This window comes from Pseudomonas sp. 7SR1, assembly GCF_900156465.1.
Lineage (GTDB): Bacteria > Pseudomonadota > Gammaproteobacteria > Pseudomonadales > Pseudomonadaceae > Aquipseudomonas.
The window spans coordinates 635,395-657,066 of the sequence record NZ_LT707064.1 but is presented as its reverse complement, the minus strand read 5'-3'; the positions used below and the strand labels follow the sequence as shown (position 1 = coordinate 657,066).

The 21,672-nt window shown below is 63.3% G+C and carries 14 protein-coding genes; 7 read left to right on the top strand and 7 right to left on the bottom strand.

Features of this window, described 5'->3' with window-relative positions; genetic code table 11:
* Window positions 1–248 precede the first annotated feature (248 nt).
* The 4 genes from ptsP (at window position 249) to BW992_RS03140 (ending at window position 7,555) form a co-directional block, all read left to right on the top strand.
* Window positions 249–3,113 carry a phosphoenolpyruvate--protein phosphotransferase gene (gene ptsP / locus BW992_RS03155; RefSeq protein ID WP_072388521.1) on the top strand — a complete coding sequence of 955 codons (2,865 nt, stop codon included), beginning with the start codon at window positions 249–251 and terminating at the stop codon, window positions 3,111–3,113.
* The gene (pfkB, locus tag BW992_RS03150; protein WP_072388519.1) at window positions 3,113–4,054 is read left to right on the top strand and encodes a 1-phosphofructokinase; all 942 of its coding nucleotides are present in this window, start codon (window positions 3,113–3,115) and stop codon (window positions 4,052–4,054) included. The genes ptsP and pfkB overlap by 1 nt, the downstream gene beginning before the upstream one ends.
* Window positions 4,055–4,068: 14 nt before the next feature.
* Entirely contained in the window at window positions 4,069–5,811 is a 1,743-nt protein-coding gene (locus tag BW992_RS03145; protein ID WP_072430739.1) for a PTS fructose-like transporter subunit IIB, read from the top strand.
* Window positions 5,812–6,013: 202 nt separating this feature from the next.
* The gene (locus BW992_RS03140; protein ID WP_072430740.1) at window positions 6,014–7,555 is read left to right on the top strand and encodes an alkaline phosphatase D family protein; all 1,542 of its coding nucleotides are present in this window, start codon (window positions 6,014–6,016) and stop codon (window positions 7,553–7,555) included.
* Window positions 7,556–7,601: 46 nt separating this feature from the next.
* Here BW992_RS03140 and BW992_RS03135 read toward each other — a convergent pair whose 3' ends face one another.
* Together BW992_RS03135 and BW992_RS03130 are read right to left on the bottom strand one after the other, a co-directional pair.
* Complete coding sequence (locus BW992_RS03135; protein ID WP_176776499.1) at window positions 7,602–10,127, bottom strand: PepSY domain-containing protein; 2,526 nt, start codon at window positions 10,125–10,127, stop codon at window positions 7,602–7,604.
* A 190-nt stretch (window positions 10,128–10,317) separates the two neighbouring features.
* Window positions 10,318–12,636 carry a TonB-dependent receptor gene (locus BW992_RS03130; RefSeq protein WP_076405576.1) on the bottom strand — a complete coding sequence of 773 codons (2,319 nt, stop codon included), beginning with the start codon at window positions 12,634–12,636 and terminating at the stop codon, window positions 10,318–10,320.
* A 209-nt stretch (window positions 12,637–12,845) separates the two neighbouring features.
* On the opposite strand from BW992_RS03130, the gene BW992_RS03125 reads away from it, so the two are divergent.
* Window positions 12,846–13,526, top strand: a complete 681-nt coding sequence (locus BW992_RS03125) for a Fe2+-dependent dioxygenase (RefSeq protein ID WP_072430742.1) — start codon at window positions 12,846–12,848, stop codon at window positions 13,524–13,526.
* 3 nt (window positions 13,527–13,529) lie between these two features.
* Window positions 13,530–14,294, top strand: coding sequence for a tetratricopeptide repeat protein (locus BW992_RS03120; RefSeq protein WP_076405574.1), 765 nt, complete (start codon window positions 13,530–13,532; stop codon window positions 14,292–14,294).
* 88 nt (window positions 14,295–14,382) lie between these two features.
* Here the strand turns inward: BW992_RS03120 and BW992_RS03115 are convergent, their stop codons facing one another.
* The 5 genes from BW992_RS03115 to BW992_RS03095 all read right to left on the bottom strand — a co-directional run bounded on the left by BW992_RS03115 (window position 14,383) and on the right by BW992_RS03095 (window position 19,579).
* The gene (locus BW992_RS03115) at window positions 14,383–15,546 is read right to left on the bottom strand and encodes a type III PLP-dependent enzyme (protein WP_072388504.1); all 1,164 of its coding nucleotides are present in this window, start codon (window positions 15,544–15,546) and stop codon (window positions 14,383–14,385) included.
* A gap of 412 nt (window positions 15,547–15,958) precedes the next feature.
* The gene (locus BW992_RS03110) at window positions 15,959–17,116 is read right to left on the bottom strand and encodes an osmoprotectant ABC transporter ATP-binding protein OsmV (RefSeq protein WP_072388502.1); all 1,158 of its coding nucleotides are present in this window, start codon (window positions 17,114–17,116) and stop codon (window positions 15,959–15,961) included.
* Window positions 17,117–17,239: 123 nt separating this feature from the next.
* Complete coding sequence (locus BW992_RS03105; protein ID WP_072388500.1) at window positions 17,240–17,932, bottom strand: ABC transporter permease; 693 nt, start codon at window positions 17,930–17,932, stop codon at window positions 17,240–17,242.
* A gap of 12 nt (window positions 17,933–17,944) precedes the next feature.
* The gene (locus tag BW992_RS03100; protein ID WP_076405572.1) at window positions 17,945–18,838 is read right to left on the bottom strand and encodes a glycine betaine ABC transporter substrate-binding protein; all 894 of its coding nucleotides are present in this window, start codon (window positions 18,836–18,838) and stop codon (window positions 17,945–17,947) included.
* 24 nt (window positions 18,839–18,862) lie between these two features.
* A complete protein-coding gene (locus tag BW992_RS03095; RefSeq protein WP_072388496.1) occupies window positions 18,863–19,579 on the bottom strand; it encodes an ABC transporter permease in 717 nt (238 codons plus the stop codon).
* A 352-nt stretch (window positions 19,580–19,931) separates the two neighbouring features.
* Here BW992_RS03095 and BW992_RS03090 point away from each other — a divergent pair, with 352 nt between their 5' ends.
* A complete protein-coding gene (locus tag BW992_RS03090) occupies window positions 19,932–21,515 on the top strand; it encodes a peptide chain release factor 3 (protein WP_076405570.1) in 1,584 nt (527 codons plus the stop codon).
* Window positions 21,516–21,672 lie beyond the last annotated feature (157 nt).

Sequence of the window (21,672 nt, the reverse complement as noted above, 5' to 3'; positions counted from 1 at the left end):
CCATCCTACCCGATTGTGGGTGACGGACGCTTTCGACAAGTTGCACTTCAAGGATGAAAGATTATCGAGTAACGTGCCAATCTTTCTAGATTAAACGTTTCAGCAAGCGTATTTTCAAGGCTGACAGAAATTTTGGCGACTCTGCCGCGATCCCGCCAAATGCTGTCCTGTCGCGTTAGGGTACAAAGCCTAAGCTGATTCATTCAAAACAATACCTGGCGACCACCGGACGCCAAAAAGGAGAAAGCATGCTCGAGCTCAATCCAGAGCAGATATCCATGGCCCAGACGGCTGTGGATAAAGCCGCCGCGCTGCAATTGCTCGCTGACAAACTGGTTGCCGATGGCCTGGTGGCCGAAGGTTATCTCGCCGGCTTGCAGGCCCGCGAAGCACAGGGCTCGACCTTTCTTGGCCAAGGTATCGCCATTCCCCACGGTACGCCGCAGACCCGCGACCTGGTTCACTCCACGGGCGTGCGCTTGCTGCAGTTCCCCGACGGGGTGGATTGGGGCGATGGACAGATCGTCTACCTGGCGATCGGCATCGCGGCCAAATCCGACGAACACCTGCGTTTGCTGCAATTGCTGACCCGGGCCCTGGGCGAGACCGACCTGGGCCAGGCCCTGCGCCGTGCCAGTTCTGCCGAGGCGCTGTTGAAGCTGCTGCAAGGGGCGCCACAGGAACTGGCCCTGGACGCACAGATGATCGGCCTGGGTGTGTCGGCCGATGATTTCGAAGAACTGGTCTGGCGTGGCGCCCGCCTGCTGCGCCAGGCCGATTGCGTCAGCAATGGGTTTGCCGGGGTCTTGCAGCAAGTCGATGCGCTGCCCCTGGGCGATGGCCTGTGGTGGTTGCACAGCGAACAGACGGTCAAGCGTCCGGGCCTGGCGTTCGTGACGCCGGACAAACCCATCCGTTATCTCGGCCAGCCCCTGAGCGGGTTGTTCTGCCTGGCCAGTCTCGGCGAGGCGCACCAGGCGCTGCTCGAACGCCTGTGTGCGTTGTTGATCGAAGGGCGCGGCCACGAACTGGGGCGGGCCACCAGCAGTCGCAAGGTACTGGAAGTGCTGGGCGGCGAGTTGCCCGCCGACTGGCCCAGCGCCCGCATCGGCCTGGCCAATGCCCATGGCTTGCATGCGCGTCCGGCCAAGATCCTCGCGCAACTGGCCAAGAGCTTCGAAGGCGAGATTCGCGTGCGGATCGTCGATGGCCAGGACAGCGCCGTGTCGGCCAAGAGCCTGAGCAAGCTGCTGAGCCTGGGCGCCCGGCGCGGCCAGGTCCTGGAGTTCATTGCCGAACCGAGCATTGCCAACGATGCGTTGCCGGCACTGCTGGCGGCCATTGAAGAAGGCCTGGGCGAAGAGGTCGAACCGTTGCCGCCACCGAGTGCGCCACGGGAAACCGTGATGGCCGAGGTCGCGACCGTCATGCTGGCGCCTGAATCCGGCAGCCTGATCCAGGCCGTCGCCGCCGCCCCGGGCATCGCCATCGGCCCGGCCCATATCCAGGTACTGCAGGCCATCGACTATCCGCTGCGCGGTGAATCGGCGGCCATCGAGCGCGAGCGCCTGCAGAACGCCTTGAGCCAGGTGCGGCGCGACATCCAGGGCCTGATCGAACGCGCCAAGGCCAAGGCTGTTCGCGAGATCTTCATCACCCACCAGGAAATGCTCGACGACCCGGAGCTGACCGACGAAGTCGACACCCGCTTGAAGCTGGGCGAGAGTGCGCAGGCGGCGTGGATGGGCGTGATCGAAGCCGCCGCCAAAGAGCAGGAGGCCTTGCAGGATGCCTTGCTGGCCGAGCGGGCCGCCGACCTGCGGGACGTTGGCCGTCGGGTGCTGGCGCAACTGTGTGGCGTCGAAACCCCGAACGAACCCGAGCAGCCGTACATCCTGGTGATGGACGAAGTGGGGCCGTCCGATGTGGCTCGTCTGGATCCGAGCCGCGTGGCCGGGATCCTCACCGCCCGGGGCGGCGCCACTGCCCATAGCGCTATCGTCGCCCGTGCCCTGGGCATCCCGGCGCTGGTGGGGGCCGGCGCCGCGGTGTTGCTGCTGGCGCCGGGCACGCCATTGTTGCTGGACGGGCAGCGCGGCCGCCTGCATGTCGATCCGGACGCCGCCACTTTGCAACGCGCTGTCGAGGAGCGCGACACCCGCGAACAGCGCCTCAAGGTCGCCGCCCAACAGCGTCACCAACCGGCATTGACCCGTGATGGCCACGCGGTGGAAGTGTTCGCCAACATCGGCGAAAGCGCCGGGGTCGCCAGCGCTGTGGAGCAGGGCGCCGAGGGCATCGGCCTGTTGCGCACCGAGCTGATTTTCATGGCCCACACCCAGGCGCCGGACGAGGCCATCCAGGAAGCCGAATACCGCAAGGTGCTCGACGGCCTGGCCGGTCGACCACTGGTGGTGCGCACCCTCGATGTGGGGGGCGACAAGCCGCTGCCGTACTGGCCGATAGCCAAAGAGGAAAACCCTTTCCTCGGCGTGCGGGGCATTCGTCTGACCCTGCAGCGTCCGCAGATCATGGAGGCGCAATTGCGGGCCTTGCTGCGTTCGGCGGACAACCGTCCGCTACGGATCATGTTTCCCATGGTGGGCAGCGTCGAAGAGTGGCGCCAGGCCCGGGACATGACCGAGCGCCTGCGCCGGGAAATCCCTGTGGCGGACCTGCAGCTGGGGATCATGATCGAAGTGCCGTCCGCTGCGCTGCTGGCCCCGGTACTCGCCAAGGAAGTGGATTTCTTCAGCGTCGGCACCAACGACCTGACCCAGTACACCCTGGCCATCGACCGTGGCCACCCGAGCCTCTCGGCCCAGGCCGATGGCCTGCACCCGGCGGTGCTGCAACTGATCGACATCACCGTGCGCGCCGCGCATGCCCACGGCAAGTGGGTCGGTGTGTGCGGTGAGCTGGCGGCCGACCCGCTGGCGGTGCCGGTGCTGGTAGGCCTGGGTGTGGACGAACTGAGTGTTTCAGCCCGTAGCATCGCCGAGGTCAAGGCACGGGTACGCGAATTGACCCTCGAACAGGCCAAAGCCCTCGCCCAGGAGGCGCTGGCCGTGGGCAGCGCCAATGACGTGCGCACATTAGTGGAGGCGCTGTAATGGCGAAGATTCTTACCCTGACCCTCAATCCGGCGCTCGACCTCACAGTGGAACTGGCGCGTCTGGAGCCGGGGCAGGTCAACCGCAGCGATGCCATGCACAGCCACGCCGCCGGTAAAGGCGTGAACGTGGCCCAGGTCCTGGCCGACCTGGGGCATACGCTGACCGTCAGCGGTTTTCTCGGCGAAGACAACGCCCAGGCGTTCGAGACGCTGTTCGCCCAGCGCGGCTTTACCGATGCCTTTATCCGGGTGCCCGGTGAAACCCGCAGCAACATCAAGCTGGCCGAGCAGGATGGGCGCATCACGGACCTCAACGGTCCGGGCCCGAAGGTCGATGACGCCGCGCAACAGGCATTGCTCGAGCGGCTGGAACGGATCGCCCCCGGTCACGATGCCGTGGTGGTGGCGGGCAGCTTGCCCCGTGGGGTCAGCCCGCAATGGTTGCAAGCCCTGATCACGCGCTTGAAGACACTCGGCCTGAAAGTGGCCCTGGACACCAGCGGCGAAGCCTTGCGCGTCGCACTGGCGGCCGGACCCTGGCTGATCAAGCCGAACACCGAGGAACTGGCCGATGCGCTGGGGTGTGATGTAGTGAGCGAATCGGCCCAGGTCGAGGCTGCGCAGCGCCTGCACGCACAGGGCGTCGAGCAGGTGGTGATTTCCCATGGCGCCGACGGGGTGAACTGGTTCAGTGCCGGATCGGCGCTGCATGCCTCGCCGCCCCGGGTCACCGTCGCCAGCACCGTGGGCGCCGGGGACTCGCTGTTGGCGGGCATGCTCCACGGCCTGCTGGGCGCGCACACCCCCGAGCAGACCCTGCGCACCGCCACGGCCATCGCCGCCATGGCCGTGACGCAGATCGGTTTCGGCATCCGTGACACCGCGTTGCTGGCGTCGCTTGAACAGGGCGTGCGCGTGCGCCCCCTGACAGAACAATAAGAGGGTTCGCAAGTATGAAACTAGCCATTGTGACGGCCTGCCCGAACGGCATGGTCACCAGTGTGTTGTGCGCCCGCCTGCTGGACGCGGCGGCCCAGCGCCAGGGATGGAGCACCAGCGTCGAGGTGCATGACGCGACCCATCCGGAACGCCAGTTGTCGACGGCGACCCTTGAAGCCGCCGAATGGATCTTGCTGGTTGCCAGCGGCCCGGTGGATCTGTCGCGATTCGTCGGCAAGCGGGTATTTCGCAGCACACCGGCCCAGGCCCTGCAGGACGTTGATGCGGTGCTGCGTCGTGGCGCCGTAGAAGCTGAGGTTCTGGGCGAGGCCGACGCGTTCGCACAAGAACCGGCGGCGTCGGCCGAGCGTGCCCCGCGCCTGGTTGCCATCACCGCATGCCCAACGGGCGTTGCCCATACCTTCATGGCCGCCGAAGCCTTGCAGCAGGCGGCGACGAAACTGGGCTACGACCTGCAGGTGGAAACCCAGGGCTCGGTCGGTGCGCGCAATCCGTTGAGCGCCGAGGCCATCGCCGAAGCGGACGTGGTGCTGCTGGCGACCGACATTGAAGTCGCCACCGAGCGGTTTGCTGGCAAGAAGATCTATCGTTGCAGCACTGGCGTGGCCTTGAAACAGGCCGAAGCGACGCTGAACAAAGCGCTGGTCGAAGGTCGCCAGGAAAGCGCCTCGAGCGGCGCCAGCGCCCCGGCCAAGTCGGAAAAGACCGGCGCCTACAAGCACCTGCTGACCGGCGTATCGTTCATGCTGCCGATGGTGGTGGCCGGTGGTTTGATGATCGCCTTGTCGTTCGTGTTCGGCATCGAGGCCTTCAAGGAGCCTGGCACCCTGGCGGCCGCGCTGATGCAGATTGGCGGCGACACGGCGTTCAAGCTGATGGTGCCGCTGCTGGCCGGCTACATCGCCTATTCCATCGCCGACCGTCCGGGCCTGGCGCCGGGAATGATCGGGGGAATGCTGGCAAGCACCCTGGGGGCCGGCTTCATCGGCGGCATCATCGCCGGTTTCCTGGCCGGTTATGCGGCCAAGGCGATCAATCGCTACGCCCGACTGCCCCAGAGCCTGGAAGCGCTCAAGCCGATCCTGATCATCCCGCTGCTGGCGAGCCTGTTCACTGGCCTGGTGATGATCTACGTGGTGGGCAAGCCAGTGGCGGGCATGCTGGATGCCCTGACCCATTTCCTCGATAGCATGGGCACCGCCAATGCCATTTTGCTGGGCGTGCTGCTGGGCGCGATGATGTGCATCGACCTGGGTGGGCCCATCAACAAGGCCGCCTACGCGTTTTCGGTGGGCCTGCTGGCTTCCCAGAGTTACGCACCGATGGCCGCGACCATGGCCGCCGGCATGGTGCCGCCGATTGGCCTGGGTATCGCCACCTTCATCGCCCGGCGCAAGTTCGCCCGGACCGAACGCGAGGCCGGCAAGGCGGCCCTGGTGCTGGGGCTGTGCTTCATCTCCGAAGGCGCCATTCCATTCGCCGCCAAGGACCCGTTGCGGGTGATTCCGGCCAGCATTGCCGGTGGTGCGCTGACCGGTGCGTTGTCGATGTACTTCGGCTGCAAACTCATGGCACCCCACGGCGGTCTGTTCGTGATGCTGATCCCCAATGCCATCAATCATGCGCTGCTGTACCTGCTGGCGATCGTGGCGGGTAGCTTGCTGACGGCGGTGGTGTATGCGTTGCTCAAGCGGCCTGAGGGGGTGGAAATGACGTTGGAGCCGGCCAAGGCCTGATCGCTTCTTTGAAACAATGAAATTCCCCTGTGGGAGCGAGCTTGCTCGCGATAGCGGTGTATCGGTGGACAACTGGGTTGCCTGACACTCCGCCATCGCGAGCACGCTAGCTCCCACATTGCTTTTGGGGCGGGCATGAATTCCCTGTCACACCCACTTCACACACCCATGCTTTAGTTTTCCCATTTCAAGGGAGAACACCATGAGCGAATTCGACCGGGGCCGTCGTCGTGTGATTCAAGCCGTGGGGGCGGGGTTGTTATTGCCGGGGCTGGCACCGGCAGTGATCGCTTCGGTGAAGGATCGTCCGCTGATCACCGACGGCGTGCAGTCCGGCGACTTGCGCGGTGACCGGGCGATGATCTGGAGCCGTTGCGATCGTCCGGCACGGATGGTGGTGCAATGGGATACCCGCAGCCGGTTCCACAACCCCCGGCAGGTCGTTTCGCCTGTGGTGGACAGCCGCAGCGATTTCACGGCGCGGGTGGAGCTCAGCGGATTGCCGCCCGACCAGGCTGTGTTCTATCGCGTGCGTTTCGAAGACGCCCAATACGGCGTTGCCAGCGAACCCTGGCTCGGTCACTTGCGCAGCGTGCCGCAATTCAAGCGCAACATCCGCTTTGTCTGGAGCGGCGATACCGTCGGCCAGGGCTTTGGTATCAACCCGGATATCGGTGGCATGCGGATCTACGAGGCCATGCGCCTGCGCCTGCCGGATTTTTTCATCCACAGCGGCGACACCATCTATGCCGACGGTCCGGTCCCGGCGCAGATCACCACCGAAGGCGGTCGTATCTGGCGCAACCTCACCACCGAAGCCAAGAGCAAGGTCGCCGAGACCCTGGATGAATACCGTGGCAACTATCGTTACAACCTGATGGACGAGAACCTGCGGCGCTTCAATGCCGAGGTGCCGCAGATCTGGCAATGGGACGACCACGAAGTGGTGAACAACTGGTCACCCGGTAAACAGCTGGATGAGCGCTACCAGACCAAGGACATCCACACCCTGGTGGGGCGTGCACGGCAGGCCTGGCTGGAATACGCGCCGATGCGCCTGCAGAAGGCCGACGGCGGCGGGCGGATCTACCGCAAGCTCGGCTATGGGCCGATGCTGGATGTCTTCGTGCTGGACATGCGCAGTTACCGCGAAGCCAACGACGCCAACCTGGGCGCAGCCAAACCGTTCCTTGGCCGCGAGCAGCTGAACTGGCTCAAGCGCGAATTGAAGCAGTCCCGTGCCCAATGGAAAGTCATCGCCGCCGACATGCCCATCGGCCTGGGTGTGCCTGACGGGGAGGTCAGCCCCGGTGTACCGCGCTGGGAGGCGGTTGCCAATGGTGACCCGGGCCAGGCCCAGGGGCGCGAGGTGGAAATCGCCGAGCTGCTCGGCTACTTGCGCAAGCATCAAGTGCGCAACTACGTCTGGCTGACCGCCGATGTCCATTATTGCGCCGCCCACCATTACCACCCGGAGCAGGCCGCATTCCAGGACTTCGAGCCGTTCTGGGAGTTTGTCGCCGGGCCCTTGAATGCTGGCAGCTTCGGACCCAACGCCCTGGACAAGACCTTCGGGCCCGAGGTGGTGTTCCAGAAGGCCCCGCCAGCGCAGAACACCTCGCCGTTCGCCGGCTACCAGTTCTTCGGTGAGGTGAACATCGACGGGCAGAGCGGGGAGATGAGCGTGGTGCTGCGGGATCTGCAAGGGGTGGCGGTATTCGAGAAGAAGTTGCAGCCGGTTTGAATGTCAGCCATGCAACGCTCCCACAGGGTCGATGTTGCGGCCAGGATCAGTAGACGTCCCGCCGATACCGCCCCTGCTCGATCAGCCGTTCCACGTCCTCGCGGCCCAGCACCAGGTTGAGCACGTGATCCACCCCTGACGCCATGCCCTGCAAGCTGCCGCAGACATAGATCACCGCGCCGTCGGCCATCCATTGCTTGAGCAGCGCGGCCGATTCCAGCAGGCGGTCCTGGACGTAGATTTTCTGTTCCTGATCCCGGGAAAAGGCCAGGTCCAGGCGCTCCAGGTCGCCGGAGGTCACCCATTCCTGCAACTCGTCGCGGCAGTGGAAATCGTGTTCGCGGTTGCGTTCGCCAAACAGCAACCAATTGCGCTGCATGCCCTCGGCGACCCGGGCCTTGAGCAGGCTGCGCAGGCCCGCCAGGCCCGTGCCATTGCCCAGCAGAATCATCGGTACGCCCTGAGGCGGCAGATGGAAACCGCTGTTGCGGCGCACGCGCAGGGTGATGGCGCTGCCCAGCGGGGCGTGTTCGGTGAGCCAGCCGGAGCCGATGCCCAGGCTGCCATCGGCGTGGCGTTCCTGGCGTACGATCAGCTCCAGCGAGCCATCGGCCGGGATCGAGGCGATGGAATATTCGCGTATGGCCAGGGGCGCCAATGCATCGAACAGGGCCTGGGCATGCAGTCCCACCAGGTGAGCGCGGTTGGCCGGCAACTGACGGGTGGCCAGGGCCTGTTCCAGGCTGTGCGGCAGGCCGTCGACCTGCACCTTGGCATTGCCGGCGATGCCCAGGCCATCGAGGAACTGCTCGATGGCCCAGCGGTCGTTGCGTGGCAACACCTGCACCAGGTCGCCGGCCAGCCAACTGCTCGGGCCAGGGGCGGTGAGCCCCAACAGGTACACGCCCGAGCCGCTGCTGTCGGGGTTGAGCAGAGTGCGCTGGTTCAACGTCCAGTTTTCGAAGTCGGGGGCTTTCCAGGTATCGGCCGGCGCCTGGCCGGTCAGTTCGGCCAATTGCTGCTGCCAGTGACGCAGGGCGTACGGGTCGCCGCTGTCGACTTCCACCGGGGCGAACAACGTCTTGCCGCCGTGCTCGGCCAACCAGGCGTGCAGGCGCCGGGCGAAGCCACAGAAGTTCTCGTACTGTCGATCCCCAAGGCCCAGCACCGAGTAGTGCAGGCGTTCCAGGCTCAGGGTTTGGCCCAGCACCTTGCGCTCGAACCCACGGGCGCTGTCCGGTCCTTCACCGTCGCCAAAGGTACTGACCACGAACAAGGCATGGGTGGAGTGGCTCAGGTCCTGTTCGCTGACGCCGGCCAGCGGCCGGACATTCACCGGCACCCCGGCGGCCTGGAGTTGGCCGGCGGTCTGCCAGGCCAGTTGTTCGGCGAAGCCGCTCTGGCTGGCGAACCCGATCAGCCAGGCCGGCGCATCGCCGTGCTGGCTGGACAGCGCCTGGCGCGCCTGCCTGGCCTGGCGTTTCTTGCGACGACGGTCCAGGTACAACAACCAGCCGGTAATGAAGAACAGTGGCATGGCCAGCGCGGCAACCGTCACCAGGATCCGCCCGGGCAGGCCGAAATAACTGCCGACATGCAGGGCATAGACGCTGGTCAGCAGTTGTGCCTTGAGGCTCTTGTCGCTGTAGCGGCTGTGTCGGGTGATGGCGCCGGTGGCCGGGTCGAGCATGATCTGGTTCAACGCGCGATCATGAGGCGAATTCTTCAGCAGGTAGAACACCGTCGCCGGTTGCCCGGCCACCGGTGGCATGCGCACGTTATAGGCGGACAGGTCCGGCCCTGCGAGGCTGTAGATGCTGCTCCACATGGCCCGGTAGTCGGCCACCGGCGGCGGGCCTTCCGGTGCCGGCCCCCGGTTGCGCACCCTTTCGTCCTTGGGTGAGTCGGAGAGCAGACGTGTCACGCCTTTGTTGTACCACTCGTACGACCAGGTCAGGCCGGTCAGGGCGGCCAGCAGGTAGAACACCAGGCACCAGGTGCCGGCCACCGAGTGCAGGTCCCAATTGAAGCCGCGGCCTTTCTTCGCCCAGTCGAGGGTCAGCCAGGCGCGCCAGTTCTTCCATTGCCTCGGCCAGCGCAGATAAAGCCCGGACAGGCAGAAGAACACCAGGATCAGCGTGCACGCCCCGGTGATCTGCCGGCCCACGTCATCCAGGGCCAGGATGCGATGCAGCTTGAGCACCAGGACAAAGAAGTCCTGGCCCACCACGTCGCCCATGAACTGGGCGTTGTAGGGATTGAAATAACGCATGGCCCCGCGTTTTTCCCCGGGCGGGGCGGTGAAGATCACCCGCGCGGCATTGCCGCTGTCGGTCTCGACCCAGAGCATGTTCACGGTCTTGCCGGAGGCGGCTTCGATCTGTTCCACCAGTTCGGCCGGCGGCAGGACGCCGGCCGGCTGTTTCGGGACCACCAGCACATGGGGGTTCAATGCCCTCAGGATCTCATCCTGGAACGACACCGCCGCACCGGTAATGCCCATGAATGCCAGGACCAGGCCGGCACTGATGCCAAAGAACCAGTGCAACTGGAACAGGGTTTTCTTCAACACATCGCTCGCCTTGTTCATGTATTACGTTTCATCACGGCGCGTATTATGCCGTGTGTTATCGAGAAGCATTCATAAACACGTATAAAAGCCCCGATCATTCGTATGAACGGGGCTCGGGCACGCTGTTGGCCGGCTGTTGGAAACATGTGGCGAGAGCAGGCTGCCTCGCCACGAGCCGTATGGCTGCCGGTCAGAAATGGAAGTTGGTGCTCACCAACGCGGTCCGTCCGGCTGCCTGGTTGGCGAAGTGGTTGCCCAATGCCTTGTCGTAGTAGGTTTCGTCCGTCAGGTTCTGCACGTTGAGTTGCAGGTCCAGGTGCTTGCTGACCTTGTAGCTGGCCATGGCGTCGTAGCGCACATAGGAATCGACCATGGTGGTGTTGGCGACGTTGCCGAACACGTCGTCGACATAGAAGGCGCCGCCACCGAGGGTCAGCTTCGGTGTGACCGCATAGGTGGTCCAGACGCTGGCACTGTTTTTCGGCGTGTTGGGTAGCTGGTTGCCGTCGGTGACGCTCAAGGGGCCACCATCGACCTGTTCACTGTCCAGGTAGCTGTAGCCGGCGAACACCTGCCATTTATCCGTGATCTTGCCGCTGGCCGAAAGCTCGATGCCATCGACACGGGTCTTGCCAGCGTTCTCGTACGTGGTGGTATCGACCTGGACCCGCGCGTTTTCCTTCTCGGTGCGGAACACCGCGGCGGTCAACGACAGGCGGCTGCCCAGCAGGTCCCACTTGGTGCCGATCTCGTAGTTCTTGGTGGTTTCCGGCTCCATGTCGCTCTTGAGCAGGTTGCCGTTGCGGTCCGGCGTACCGCCCAGCGGATTGCCTTCCTGGCCTTCGCCAACCATGTTGCCCGGCGGTGTGGCCGAGGTGGCGTAGGAGACATAGAGGCTGGCGTTGTCCGCGGGTTTCCACACCAGGCCCAACTGACCGGTGACGAATTCGCTCACGTCATCGCCCTTGGACGTGGTGGTGCCGGCGGCGTTGTAGGTTTTGTATTTCGTGTCGAAGTGGTCGTAGCGCAGGCCCATGTTCAGCAGCCATTGCGGTGACAGCTCCAGGGTGTCGAATGCGTAGATCGCACGGGTGACGCTGGTGGTGTCGGTGCCGGCATAGTTGCGGGCAATCCTGCCGTTCCATGGATCGTCCGGGTTCGGGTTGGACAGCGACGTACAGTTGTAGCCGCTCGGTGCCCCGATTGTCGATGGCGTGCAGTTGGTGTTCGCGGCAGTCGTGCCGGGCACGGTGTCGGTGTTGACGGTATAGGAGGATTTCTCGCCTTTCTCGCGGCTCAGCTCGATGCCGGTGGAGAAACTGTTCTTGAAGCCGGCGATGTAGAAATCCCCGAACAGGTCGGTCTGGTTGGTGGTGGTATCGACATTGCTGACCCGGGTATTGGCCCGGCGCCAGACGCTGCCGTTGTTGACATTGCCCTTGCTGTCGTCGGGCTGGGTCAGGATGTAATCCTGCATGCTGGAGCCGTGGCGCAGGGTGTTCTTGACGGTCAGCGCATCGTTCAGGTCGTGCTCGATGGCGAAGGTCGCCGTGTCGGTCCGGGTCTTGCGCATGTCACGGTCGGTCAGGCCGTAGAAGTTGCTGCTGTCGCCGCCGTCGTTGGGCTTGTCCGGATTGGACTTGTTGCGATCGGCCGTCCTGCCCGATGCGGGCATGGAGTAGGGGATGCCAGCATCCGGCAGATCATTGCTTTCCAAGTGGTAGTAGTCGAGGTTGACCCGGGTGTCGGTGCCCAGGCCGAACGCCAGCGAAGGGGCAACGCCCCAGCGGTCGTAGTTGATCTTGTCGCGGCCGGCGACGTTGCTTTCGTGGCTCATCAGGTTCAGGCGGCCGGCGGCGGTGTCGCTGAACTGGTAGTTGCCATCCAGGGTATAGCGCTGGGTCTGGTCGGTTCCCCAGGTGAAGCCACCGTCGAAGGAATTCCCCAGGTGCGCTTTTTTACTCACCAGGTTGATGGTGCCACCTGCGGCGCCGCGTCCGCCAATGGTCGAATTCGGGCCCTTGCTGACTTCAATGGACTCCACGGCAAAGATTTCACGGCTTTGCGAACCGGTGTCGCGCACGCCGTCCAGGTAAGTGTCGCCCTGGGCATCGAAACCCCGGATGAACGGACGGTCGCCCTGGGGGTTGCCGCCTTCCCCGGCACCGAACGTAATGCCCGGCACTGTGCGCAATGCGTCCTGCATGTTGAGCGCGCCGGTGTCCTTGAGGACCTGCTGCGGGATGACCGTCACCGAGCGCGGCGTATCCACTAGCGGGGCGGTGTACTTGGGCGACGAGGCTTTCTCGACCTGATAGGAAGTGTTGTCCTGAATCTCGCCGGTGATGTTGGTGGCTTCCAGGGAAATGGCCTCGCGCGGGGCCTGCTCATCGTTGTTTTGTGCCGCTTGAACCATTTGTGTCACGGATGTCGCACTGAGGGCGACGCCGATGGCGGACGCCAGCAAACGCGGCGAATTGGCTGGTAATTGTATCGATTGACGCGACATGAAATTCCCCTCCCCAGGGTTTCGAGGCGGCGGAATATAGGGTAAATGGTTTTATATATCAATTGAGATACATTGCTATTTGAGATGGCTTTACATTTTATTTACACAGATTTCATACGGTTTTGAGTTCTGATACGTCATGGGGGTTGTACACAGTCAATAAGAATCACTATCATTTGCGCCCAATTTTATCCACAGGGCCCGATGTCATGTTGCTGCACATTCCCGGCGTGTTTTCTCCAAAAGAAGTGCAGCGCATCCGCGAGGCGCTGGAGCACACCGAGTGGGCGGATGGAAAGATCACCGCCGGCTATCAATCGGCCAAGGCCAAGCACAATCTGCAACTGCCCGAAGGCCATCCTCTGGCCAAGGAGATTGGCGCGGCCATGATCGAGCGGCTGTGGCAGAACCCTCTGTTCATGTCGGCGGCGATACCCCACAAAGTGTTTCCACCGCTGGTGAATTGCTACACCGCCGGCGGCAGTTTCGACTTTCACATCGACAACGCGGTGCGTCAGCCCAAGGGCAGCGCCGAGCGGGTCCGGACCGATCTTTCCGCCACGCTGTTTTTCAGTGATCCGCAGGACTACGACGGCGGCGAGCTGGAAATCCAGGACACCTATGGCACCCAGCGGGTCAAGCTGCCGGCGGGGGACATGGTGCTTTACCCAGGCACCAGCCTGCACAAGGTCAACCCGGTCACTCGCGGCGCGCGTTATGCCTCCTTCTTCTGGACCCAGAGCCTGGTACGCGAAGACAGCCAGCGAGCGTTGCTTTTCGAAATGGACGGGGCGATCCAGGAGCTGACCCGCGACATGCCCGACCACCCCTCGCTGATCCGCCTGACTGGCACCTACCACAATCTGCTGCGTCGCTGGGTAGAGGTATAGGGCATGGATTTCCGTCTGCGCCGCCAGCAGGTGCTCGACGCTAACGACTGGGCTGCCATGCTCGACGACAGCCCTTCGCGAGCGGCCCAGGCGATTCTGCTCGCCGCCGGCCAGGGCGTGCTCGATGCCCAGGCTTTGCTGGGGCAGATTCTGCTCGACGGCCGTGGCATCGCCCAAGACCAACCGCTGGCGGTGCGCTGGTTCGGCATCGCGGCCCGACGCGGACACCTGATGGCGCGCAATATGCTGGGGCGCTGTCATGAACACGGTTGGGGGTGCGCCAGCGATGCCGCCACCGCCGCAGCGCACTATCGCCTGGCCGCCGAGGCGGGGTTGGACTGGGCGATGTACAACTACGCCAACCTGCTGGCCACCGGGCGCGGCGTGATGCAAGACCAGGCTCAAGCCCTGGCCCTCTATCGGCGAGCCGCGGAGTTGGGCCATGCGAAGTCGATGAATCTCTTGGGGCGTTATCTGGAAGACGGTCGCCACTGTCCGGCGGATCCGTTGGCGGCAGCATACTGGTACCGGTGTTCGGCCGAGGCCGGCGATTTTCGTGGGCAGTTCAGCCACGGTTGCGTGCTGTTGGCGCAAGGACAGTTCGAAGAGGGCCTGGTGTGGTTGTGGCGTGCGCTGCACGCCGGCAATCTGAACTTCCTTCGCCGCGCCACGCCCATCCTGCAGGGCGCCCGGTTGCCCGGCCTGGAGTCACTCATCGAGGCCTACCAGGCGCGGCTGGATGTATTGGAAGATTCGGCTCGCGCTTGAGCGCCAGGGGGGACATCGACCGGATCGCAGGCATGAAAAAAGCCCGTGACAACCGTCACGGGCTTTTTCAGCTCAGGCGAGCGACGCGTTATACGTAGTACGACTTCAGCGGCGGGAAGCCATTGAATTCCACGGCGCTGTAGCTGGTGGTGTAGGCACCGGTCGAGAGCCAGTACAGGCGGTCGCCGATGGCCAGGTTCAGTGGCAGGCCATACTTGTAGTTCTCGTACATGATATCGGCGCTGTCGCAGGTCGGGCCGGCGATGACCACTTCTTCCATCTCGCCTTTCTTCTCGGTCCAGATCGGGAACTTGATGGCTTCGTCCATGGTTTCGATCAGGCCGGAGAACTTGCCCACGTCCGTGTACACCCAACGCTCCACCGCGGTGCGGGACTTGCGCGCCACCAGCACCACTTCACTCACCAGGATGCCAGCGTTGGCGATCAGCGAGCGGCCTGGCTCGAGGATGATTTCCGGCAGATCTTCGCCGAAGTCTTCCTTGAGGAAGCGGATGATTTCCTCGGCATAGGTTTCCAGGCTGTTGGTGCGGGTGATGTAGTTGGCCGGGAAGCCACCGCCCATGTTGATCAGCTTCAGGACGATGCCATCTTCTTCCTTCAGACGCTCGAAGATCACCTTGACCTTGGCGATCGCCGCGTCCCAGACGCTGATATCGCGCTGTTGCGAGCCGACGTGGAACGAGATGCCGTACGGTTCCAGGCCCAGGTCACGGGCCAGGATCAGCAGGTCCATGGCCATGTCGGTCTGGCAACCGAACTTGCGCGACAGCGGCCAGTCTGCGGTGGTCGAGCCTTCGGTGAGGATGCGGACATAGACTTTCGAGCCCGGCGCGGCCTTGGCGATGTTGCGCAGGTCGGCTTCGGAGTCGGTGGCGTACAGGCGCACGCCCTTGTCGTAGAAGTAGCGGATGTCCCGGGATTTCTTGATGGTGTTGCCGTAGCTGATCTGCTCGGGTCCCACACCGCGGCTCAAGACCTTGTCCAGCTCGTAGATCGAGGCGATGTCGAAGTTCGAACCCTTTTCCTTGAGCAGGTCGATGATTTCCACCGCCGGGTTGGCCTTGACGGCGTAGTAGACCTTGGCGAATTCGAAACCGGCGCGCAGGTCGTCATAGGCCTGGGCGATCATCGCGGTGTCGATCACTACGAACGGGGTTTCCTGCTTGTCGGCGAAAGCCTTCATTTTCTGAAAGGTTTCGCGCGCGAAATAATCTTCGACCTGGATCGACATACGTTGGGACTCCTACTGGCAAACATCAGGATCAATGGGTTTGAGGGCTGGCAGCCCTCGTGAACGTCCTCCGTATCCCCACTTTGGTTCGCCTACTTCCCAAGGCATGTCGCCGAAAGCAAAAAGGCCATGGGACGCATGTTCCCTTGGCCTTGCTGTCTCGTCGTCAGTACTTGAGCCGGATGGATCGTTTCCAGCATGGACGTTCGGCGCGAACTTTAGGGCGTGAGGGGCCTGAGATCAACTAAAAATGTCGCGTTTTTGCACGCGTCTGTCGTGCCGCGCGCGACAGCTCCTGATGTAACCGACCTGTGTGACGGATTGATGTTCCCGCTGGATGGATAATCGGTGCGTTTCGGGCAGAGACACCATTTTGGTGACCGCCCCGGAAACTGTGGGTTCGTTGGGGTGATCAGACCTGCGCAATCTCCGCCGGCGAAACGATGCTGGTCTTGCCCCCACGGGACTTACCGGAACTCAGGTACTCGGCGATGGATTCCTGGGTCACTTCTCCGAGGAACACCCGCTCGGCGTCCATGACCGGCAGCCACGAGCGGTTGAACTCGTACATGCGCGACAGCAGGATCCGCAGGTGCTCGTCATACGCCGCCGTGGCATTGAACTCACGCAGGAACTGGGCGCAGGTGCCGGTCTGGCGATGCAGGTCGCGACGTCGGACATAACCCAGGGCCTTGTTCTGGGCACAGGTGACCACCACGTAGCGGCGGTCGTGCTCGTCCATCAGCTCCAGCGCTTCGGCCACCGGCGTTTGCGGGCTGACCGACGGCGCGTTGTCCGCCGCGTCCTCGGCCTTGACCAGCAGCAGGCGCTTGAGGGTGCTGTCCTGGCCGACGAAGTTGCTGACAAACTCATCCGCCGGATGTGCCAGCAGGGTGTCCGGGTGATCGCACTGGATCAGCTTGCCGGCACGGAAGATCGCAATCTTGTCCCCCAGCTTGAGGGCTTCGTCGATGTCGTGGCTGACCATGATCACGGTCTTGTTCAGTGCCCGCTGCATCTCGAAGAACTCGTTCTGGATCATCTCGCGGTTGATCGGGTCCACCGCGCCGAAGGGTTCGTCCATCAGCAGCAACGGCGCATCGGCCGCCAGGGCGCGGATCACCCCGATCCGCTGCTGCTGGCCACCCGACAGTTCACGGGGATAACGATGCAGGTACTGCTTGGGCTCGAGCTTGATCATGCTCATCAGCTCGCGGGCGCGGTCGTGACATTTGTGCTTGTCCCAGCCCAGCAGGCGCGGGACCACGGTGATGTTTTCCTCGATGGTCATGTTCGGGAACAGGCCGATCTGCTGGATCACGTAGCCGATGTTGCGGCGCAGGGTCACTTCGTCCAGGTTGGTGGTGTCTTCGCCGTTGATCAATACCTTGCCCGAGGTGGGCGGGATCAGGCGATTGATCATCTTCAAGGTGGTGCTCTTGCCACAGCCCGACGGCCCGAGGAACACGCAGATCTCGCCTTCGTTGACGGTCAGGTTCACCGAGTCCACGGCCTTGACGTCCTTGCCGTTGCTCTTGAAGGTTTTGCTGAGGTTTTGAAGTTCGATCATTTGAGGAGTCCTGTATAGGGGGTGTTCGCCGCAAATGACGGGCGCGTTGGAGCCGAGCCCCACAAAGCGCAATCCGTCGTTGCTCGTCGTTCATTTGAAAAAACCAAACTTCTCTCCTCGCGCCTAGTCTTGCGCTTTGTGGGGCGTCGGCGCGCCCGTCATTTGCGGCGAACACCCCCTACTTGTCAGCGAGCGTTGCAGCCATTGCAGGAGCAGGTCGGCGAAGATGGCCAGGAGACTGACCAGCACGGCGCCGACGATCAGCATCGACATGTCGCTGCGGCTGATGGAAGCGAGGATGAGCACGCCCAGGCCACCGGCGCCGATGGTGGCGGCGATGGTCATGACGCCGATGTTCATGACCACGGCGGTGCGCACACCGGCCAGGATCACTGGCACGGCGATGGGCAGTTCGACCATGCGCAGGCGCTGGCCAAAGGTCATGCCGATGCCTCGGGCGGCTTCACGGATGCCCGGCTCCACGCCCGTGAGGGCCAGGTAGGTGTTGCGCATGATGGGCAACAGGGAATAAAGGAACACTGCGGTGATCGCCGGCAGCGGTCCCAGGCCCTGGCCGAAAGTGGAATAGAACGGCAGCAGCAGGCCGAACAGGGCAATCGACGGAATCGTCAGCAGTACGGTGGCGCTGGCCTGCAACGGGCCGGCGAGGGCAGGGAAACGGGTCATGAAAATGCCCAGCGGTACGCCGATGACGATCGCCAGGGTCACGGCAATGCCGACCAGGGTGATGTGTTGCCAGGTCAGGTGCAGGACCTGTTGCCAGTCGAGATGGGAAAAGGCGTTCAATAATTCCATGACTTTTCCTCCTCAGTCGATTGGGTGTTGGCGCAGGAAATCGGCCGCGACAGCGGAAGGGCTCTCGTGGTCGACGTCCACACGGGCGTTGAGCTGGCGCATGGTCTGGTCATCGAACAGTTCGGCCAGTGGCTTGAGCTGGGCAGCCAGTTGCGGATGCGCGTCAAGGAAGGCTTGGCGCACCACCGGCGCGGCGGTGTAGTCGGGGAAGTAGTGCCTGTCGTCTTCCAGCAGTTTCAGCTTGAAGGCGTTCAGCCGGCCATCGGTGGTGTAGACCAGCCCGGCGAATACCTGGCTGTTGCGCAGCGCGGTATAGACCAGGCCCGCATCCATCTGCCGAATGTTCTTGCGGGTCAGGTCCATGCCGTACTGTTCCACCATGCCCGCCAGACCGTCGGAGCGGTTGGCGAATTCGGTATCCAGCGCCACCAGGTGACTGTCGTCGGCTTCGGCCTGCAGCACGGCGTTGAGCTGACTGATGTTGTTGATCTGCGGGTACTGCCGGGCGACTTTCTCGGGCAAGGCCAGTGCGTAGGTGTTGCTGAATTTCGACGGTGAAAGCCAGACCAGGCCTTTTTTCGCATCGAGTTCTTTCACCCGGGCATAGGACTGGGCGCTGTCGAGTTTTTCCGTGACATGGTTGTAGGACACCAGTGACACCCCGGTGTATTCCCAAAGCAGGTCCAGTTGCCCGGTCTCATGGGCGCTGCGGGCCAGGTTGCTGCCAAGGCCGCCGGTGATCTGCGCGTCGTAGCCTTTGGCGCGCAGGTACTGGGCAGTGATTTCCGCCAGCAGGGTCTGTTCGGTGAACACCCGGGCGCCGAGGCGGATCAGTGGTTTTTCCGCGCCCTGGGCTATCCCTGCGAACAGCAGCAGGCAGCCCAGCAACAAGCTTGTCTTCTTCATCACGATTCCTTTATCCAACCGGGTTTATGACGGGCGCAGGCCGCGTTCCAGCCAGAGGCGGCTGGCCAGTGTCACCAGGCCGTCGAGCAGCAGCGCCAACAGGGCGGTGCAGGCCGCGCCGAGCAGCAGTTGCGGCTGGTTGTTCAAGGCGATGCCGGGGAAGATCAGGCTGCCGAGGCTGTTGGCGCCGATCAGGAAGGCCAGCGGTGCGGTGCCGACGTTGATGGCCAGTGCCACGCGCACGCCGCCGACGATGATCGGCACGGCGTTGGGCAGCTCGACTTTCCACAGCACCTGGCGCGGGGTCATGCCGATGCCGGTGGCGGCTTCCTTGAGAGAGCCCTGGACGTTCTTCAGACCCTCATAGGTGTTGCGCACGATGGGCAGCAGCGAGGCGAGGAACAGGGCGAAGATGGCGGGCCCGCTGCCGATGCCCAGGATGCCCAGGGCGATGGCCAGTACGGCCAGGGGCGGCACGGTGTTGCCGATGTTGAACAGTTGCATGAAGCGCTCGGCGCGCCCGGCCATGGCGGGACGGCTGAGGACGACGCCGGCGGGAAGGCCGACGACCAGGGCCGCCAGCATGGAAACCACGACCAGCATCAGGTGAGCCTGGAGATAGAACAGCAAGTCGTCGCGATAATGTTGGATCGTATCGATGCCGATCCAGTGGACCAACAGGGCCAGGAGCGCGACGACGACCACGCCTCCTGTCAGCCCTTTGCCATAGCGGATAGCCACAGGCGGACTCCTTTTTCTTTCGGTCGGCACCCGCTTTCCCTGGCGGCAGCCCCCATGAGGGGTGTCGGGAAAAGGGGCGCGAGAAGCGGCTCTGCCAATGCCGGCGAACGGCAGGTCATTGGAGCCATGAGCGCAGCCTCGCCAGGCTAACATGCTGATTTTTCAGGCCCTGGCGAAGCCGTAACAGGGGAGTGGACGTGCGTGCTGTCGAAAAGGTTCCCTCCCGGGATGCCGTCGGGCTCCGGCAGATTGGGCGTCCGGGCGGGGACTGCCCTTACGTACGGTGGTCCAGGGCAGTGGTTTTGGGCTATACTCGCCGCCCTTTTTTGAACCACCTGCCAGGCGATTTCCCATGACCAAACAGGCCGCCGAAGTCGCGAAACGCCGCACTTTCGCCATTATTTCCCACCCCGACGCGGGTAAGACCACCATCACCGAAAAGCTCTTGCTGATGGGCAAGGCCATTGCGGTCGCCGGCACGGTGAAATCCCGCAAGTCCGACCGTCATGCCACCTCCGACTGGATGGAGATGGAAAAGCAGCGGGGTATCTCGATTACCACGTCGGTGATGCAGTTCCCGTATCGCGATCACATGATCAACCTGCTCGACACCCCGGGCCACGAAGACTTCTCCGAGGATACCTACCGCACCCTGACGGCGGTGGACTCGGCGCTGATGGTCCTCGACGGCGGTAAGGGCGTCGAGCCGCGGACCATCGCCCTGATGGACGTCTGCCGCCTTCGCGATACCCCGATCGTCAGCTTCATCAACAAGCTCGACCGCGACATCCGTGATCCGATCGAGCTGCTCGACGAGATCGAAGCGGTGCTCAAGATCAAGGCGGCGCCGATCACCTGGCCGATCGGCTGCTACCGCGACTTCAAGGGCGTGTACCACCTGGCTGGCGACTACATCATCGTCTACACCGCCGGTCACGGCCACGAGCGCACTGAAACCAAGATCATCGAACGCCTGGACTCCGACGAGGCGCGCGCACACCTGGGGGACGAGTACGAACGCTTCATCGAGCAACTGGAGCTGGTGCAGGGCGCCTGCCACGAATTCGACCAGCAGGCCTTCATCGACGGCCAGATGACGCCGGTGTTCTTCGGCACCGCCCTGGGCAACTTCGGCGTGGACCATGTGCTCGATGCCGTGGTGGACTGGGCCCCGCGTCCACTGCCACGGGTTGCCAACGAGCGCACCGTGGATCCGGTGGAGGAGAAGTTCTCGGGCTTCATCTTCAAGATCCAGGCGAACATGGACCCCAAGCACCGCGACCGTATCGCGTTCATGCGCATCTGCTCGGGCAAATACGAGAAAGGCATGAAGATGCGCCACGTGCGCACGGGCAAGGACGTGCGCATCGGCGACGCCCTGACCTTCTTCTCCTCGGAACGCGAGCAGCTGGAAGAAGCCTTCGCCGGTGACATCATCGGTTTGCACAACCATGGCACCATCCAGATCGGCGACACCTTCACCGAAGGCGAAACCCTGGGCTTCACCGGCATCCCGCACTTCGCCCCGGAGCTGTTCCGCCGCGTACGCCTGAAGGACCCGCTCAAGTCCAAGCAGCTGCGCCAGGGCTTGCAGCAACTGGCCGAAGAGGGTGCCACCCAGGTGTTCTTCCCGGAGCGCAGCAACGACATCATCCTCGGCGCCGTGGGTGTGCTGCAGTTCGATGTGGTCGCCAGTCGCTTGAAAGAGGAATACAAGGTCGAATGTTCCTATGAGCCGATCACCGTGTACTCGGCCCGCTGGGTCGATTGCAGCGACAAGAAGAAGCTCGAGGAATTTTCCAACAAGGCCGTGGAAAACCTGGCATTGGACGGTGGCGGTCACCTGACCTACCTGGCACCGACCCGGGTCAACCTGGCGCTGATGGAAGAGCGCTGGCCGGATGTGAAATTCCGCGCGACCCGCGAGCATCACTAAACGTCAAAGCGGCAAAAAAATGGGGGGCTGGCCTGGCTCCCCCATTCCAAGTCATCCAGGCGATACCGTCGAATCGCCGAAAAATCCCATCAGATCCGAATCTGCGCGTCATAGGGGCCTGCCTCCGTGGCTTGCCTCCCCTGCGGCGTTTGTTCGC

Coding starts and splice junctions, on each gene's coding strand:
- BW992_RS03110 (WP_072388502.1), bottom strand. CDS start 17,116: ATGATCGAACTTCAAAACCTCAGCAAAACCTTCAAGAGCAACGGCAAG.
- BW992_RS03120 (WP_076405574.1), top strand. CDS start 13,530: ATGGATTTCCGTCTGCGCCGCCAGCAGGTGCTCGACGCTAACGACTGG.
- BW992_RS03115 (WP_072388504.1), bottom strand. CDS start 15,546: ATGTCGATCCAGGTCGAAGATTATTTCGCGCGCGAAACCTTTCAGAAA.
- BW992_RS03145 (WP_072430739.1), top strand. CDS start 4,069: ATGAAACTAGCCATTGTGACGGCCTGCCCGAACGGCATGGTCACCAGT.
- BW992_RS03140 (WP_072430740.1), top strand. CDS start 6,014: ATGAGCGAATTCGACCGGGGCCGTCGTCGTGTGATTCAAGCCGTGGGG.
- ptsP (WP_072388521.1), top strand. CDS start 249: ATGCTCGAGCTCAATCCAGAGCAGATATCCATGGCCCAGACGGCTGTG.
- BW992_RS03105 (WP_072388500.1), bottom strand. CDS start 17,932: ATGGAATTATTGAACGCCTTTTCCCATCTCGACTGGCAACAGGTCCTG.
- BW992_RS03100 (WP_076405572.1), bottom strand. CDS start 18,838: ATGAAGAAGACAAGCTTGTTGCTGGGCTGCCTGCTGCTGTTCGCAGGG.
- pfkB (WP_072388519.1), top strand. CDS start 3,113: ATGGCGAAGATTCTTACCCTGACCCTCAATCCGGCGCTCGACCTCACA.
- BW992_RS03130 (WP_076405576.1), bottom strand. CDS start 12,636: ATGTCGCGTCAATCGATACAATTACCAGCCAATTCGCCGCGTTTGCTG.
- BW992_RS03090 (WP_076405570.1), top strand. CDS start 19,932: ATGACCAAACAGGCCGCCGAAGTCGCGAAACGCCGCACTTTCGCCATT.
- BW992_RS03125 (WP_072430742.1), top strand. CDS start 12,846: ATGTTGCTGCACATTCCCGGCGTGTTTTCTCCAAAAGAAGTGCAGCGC.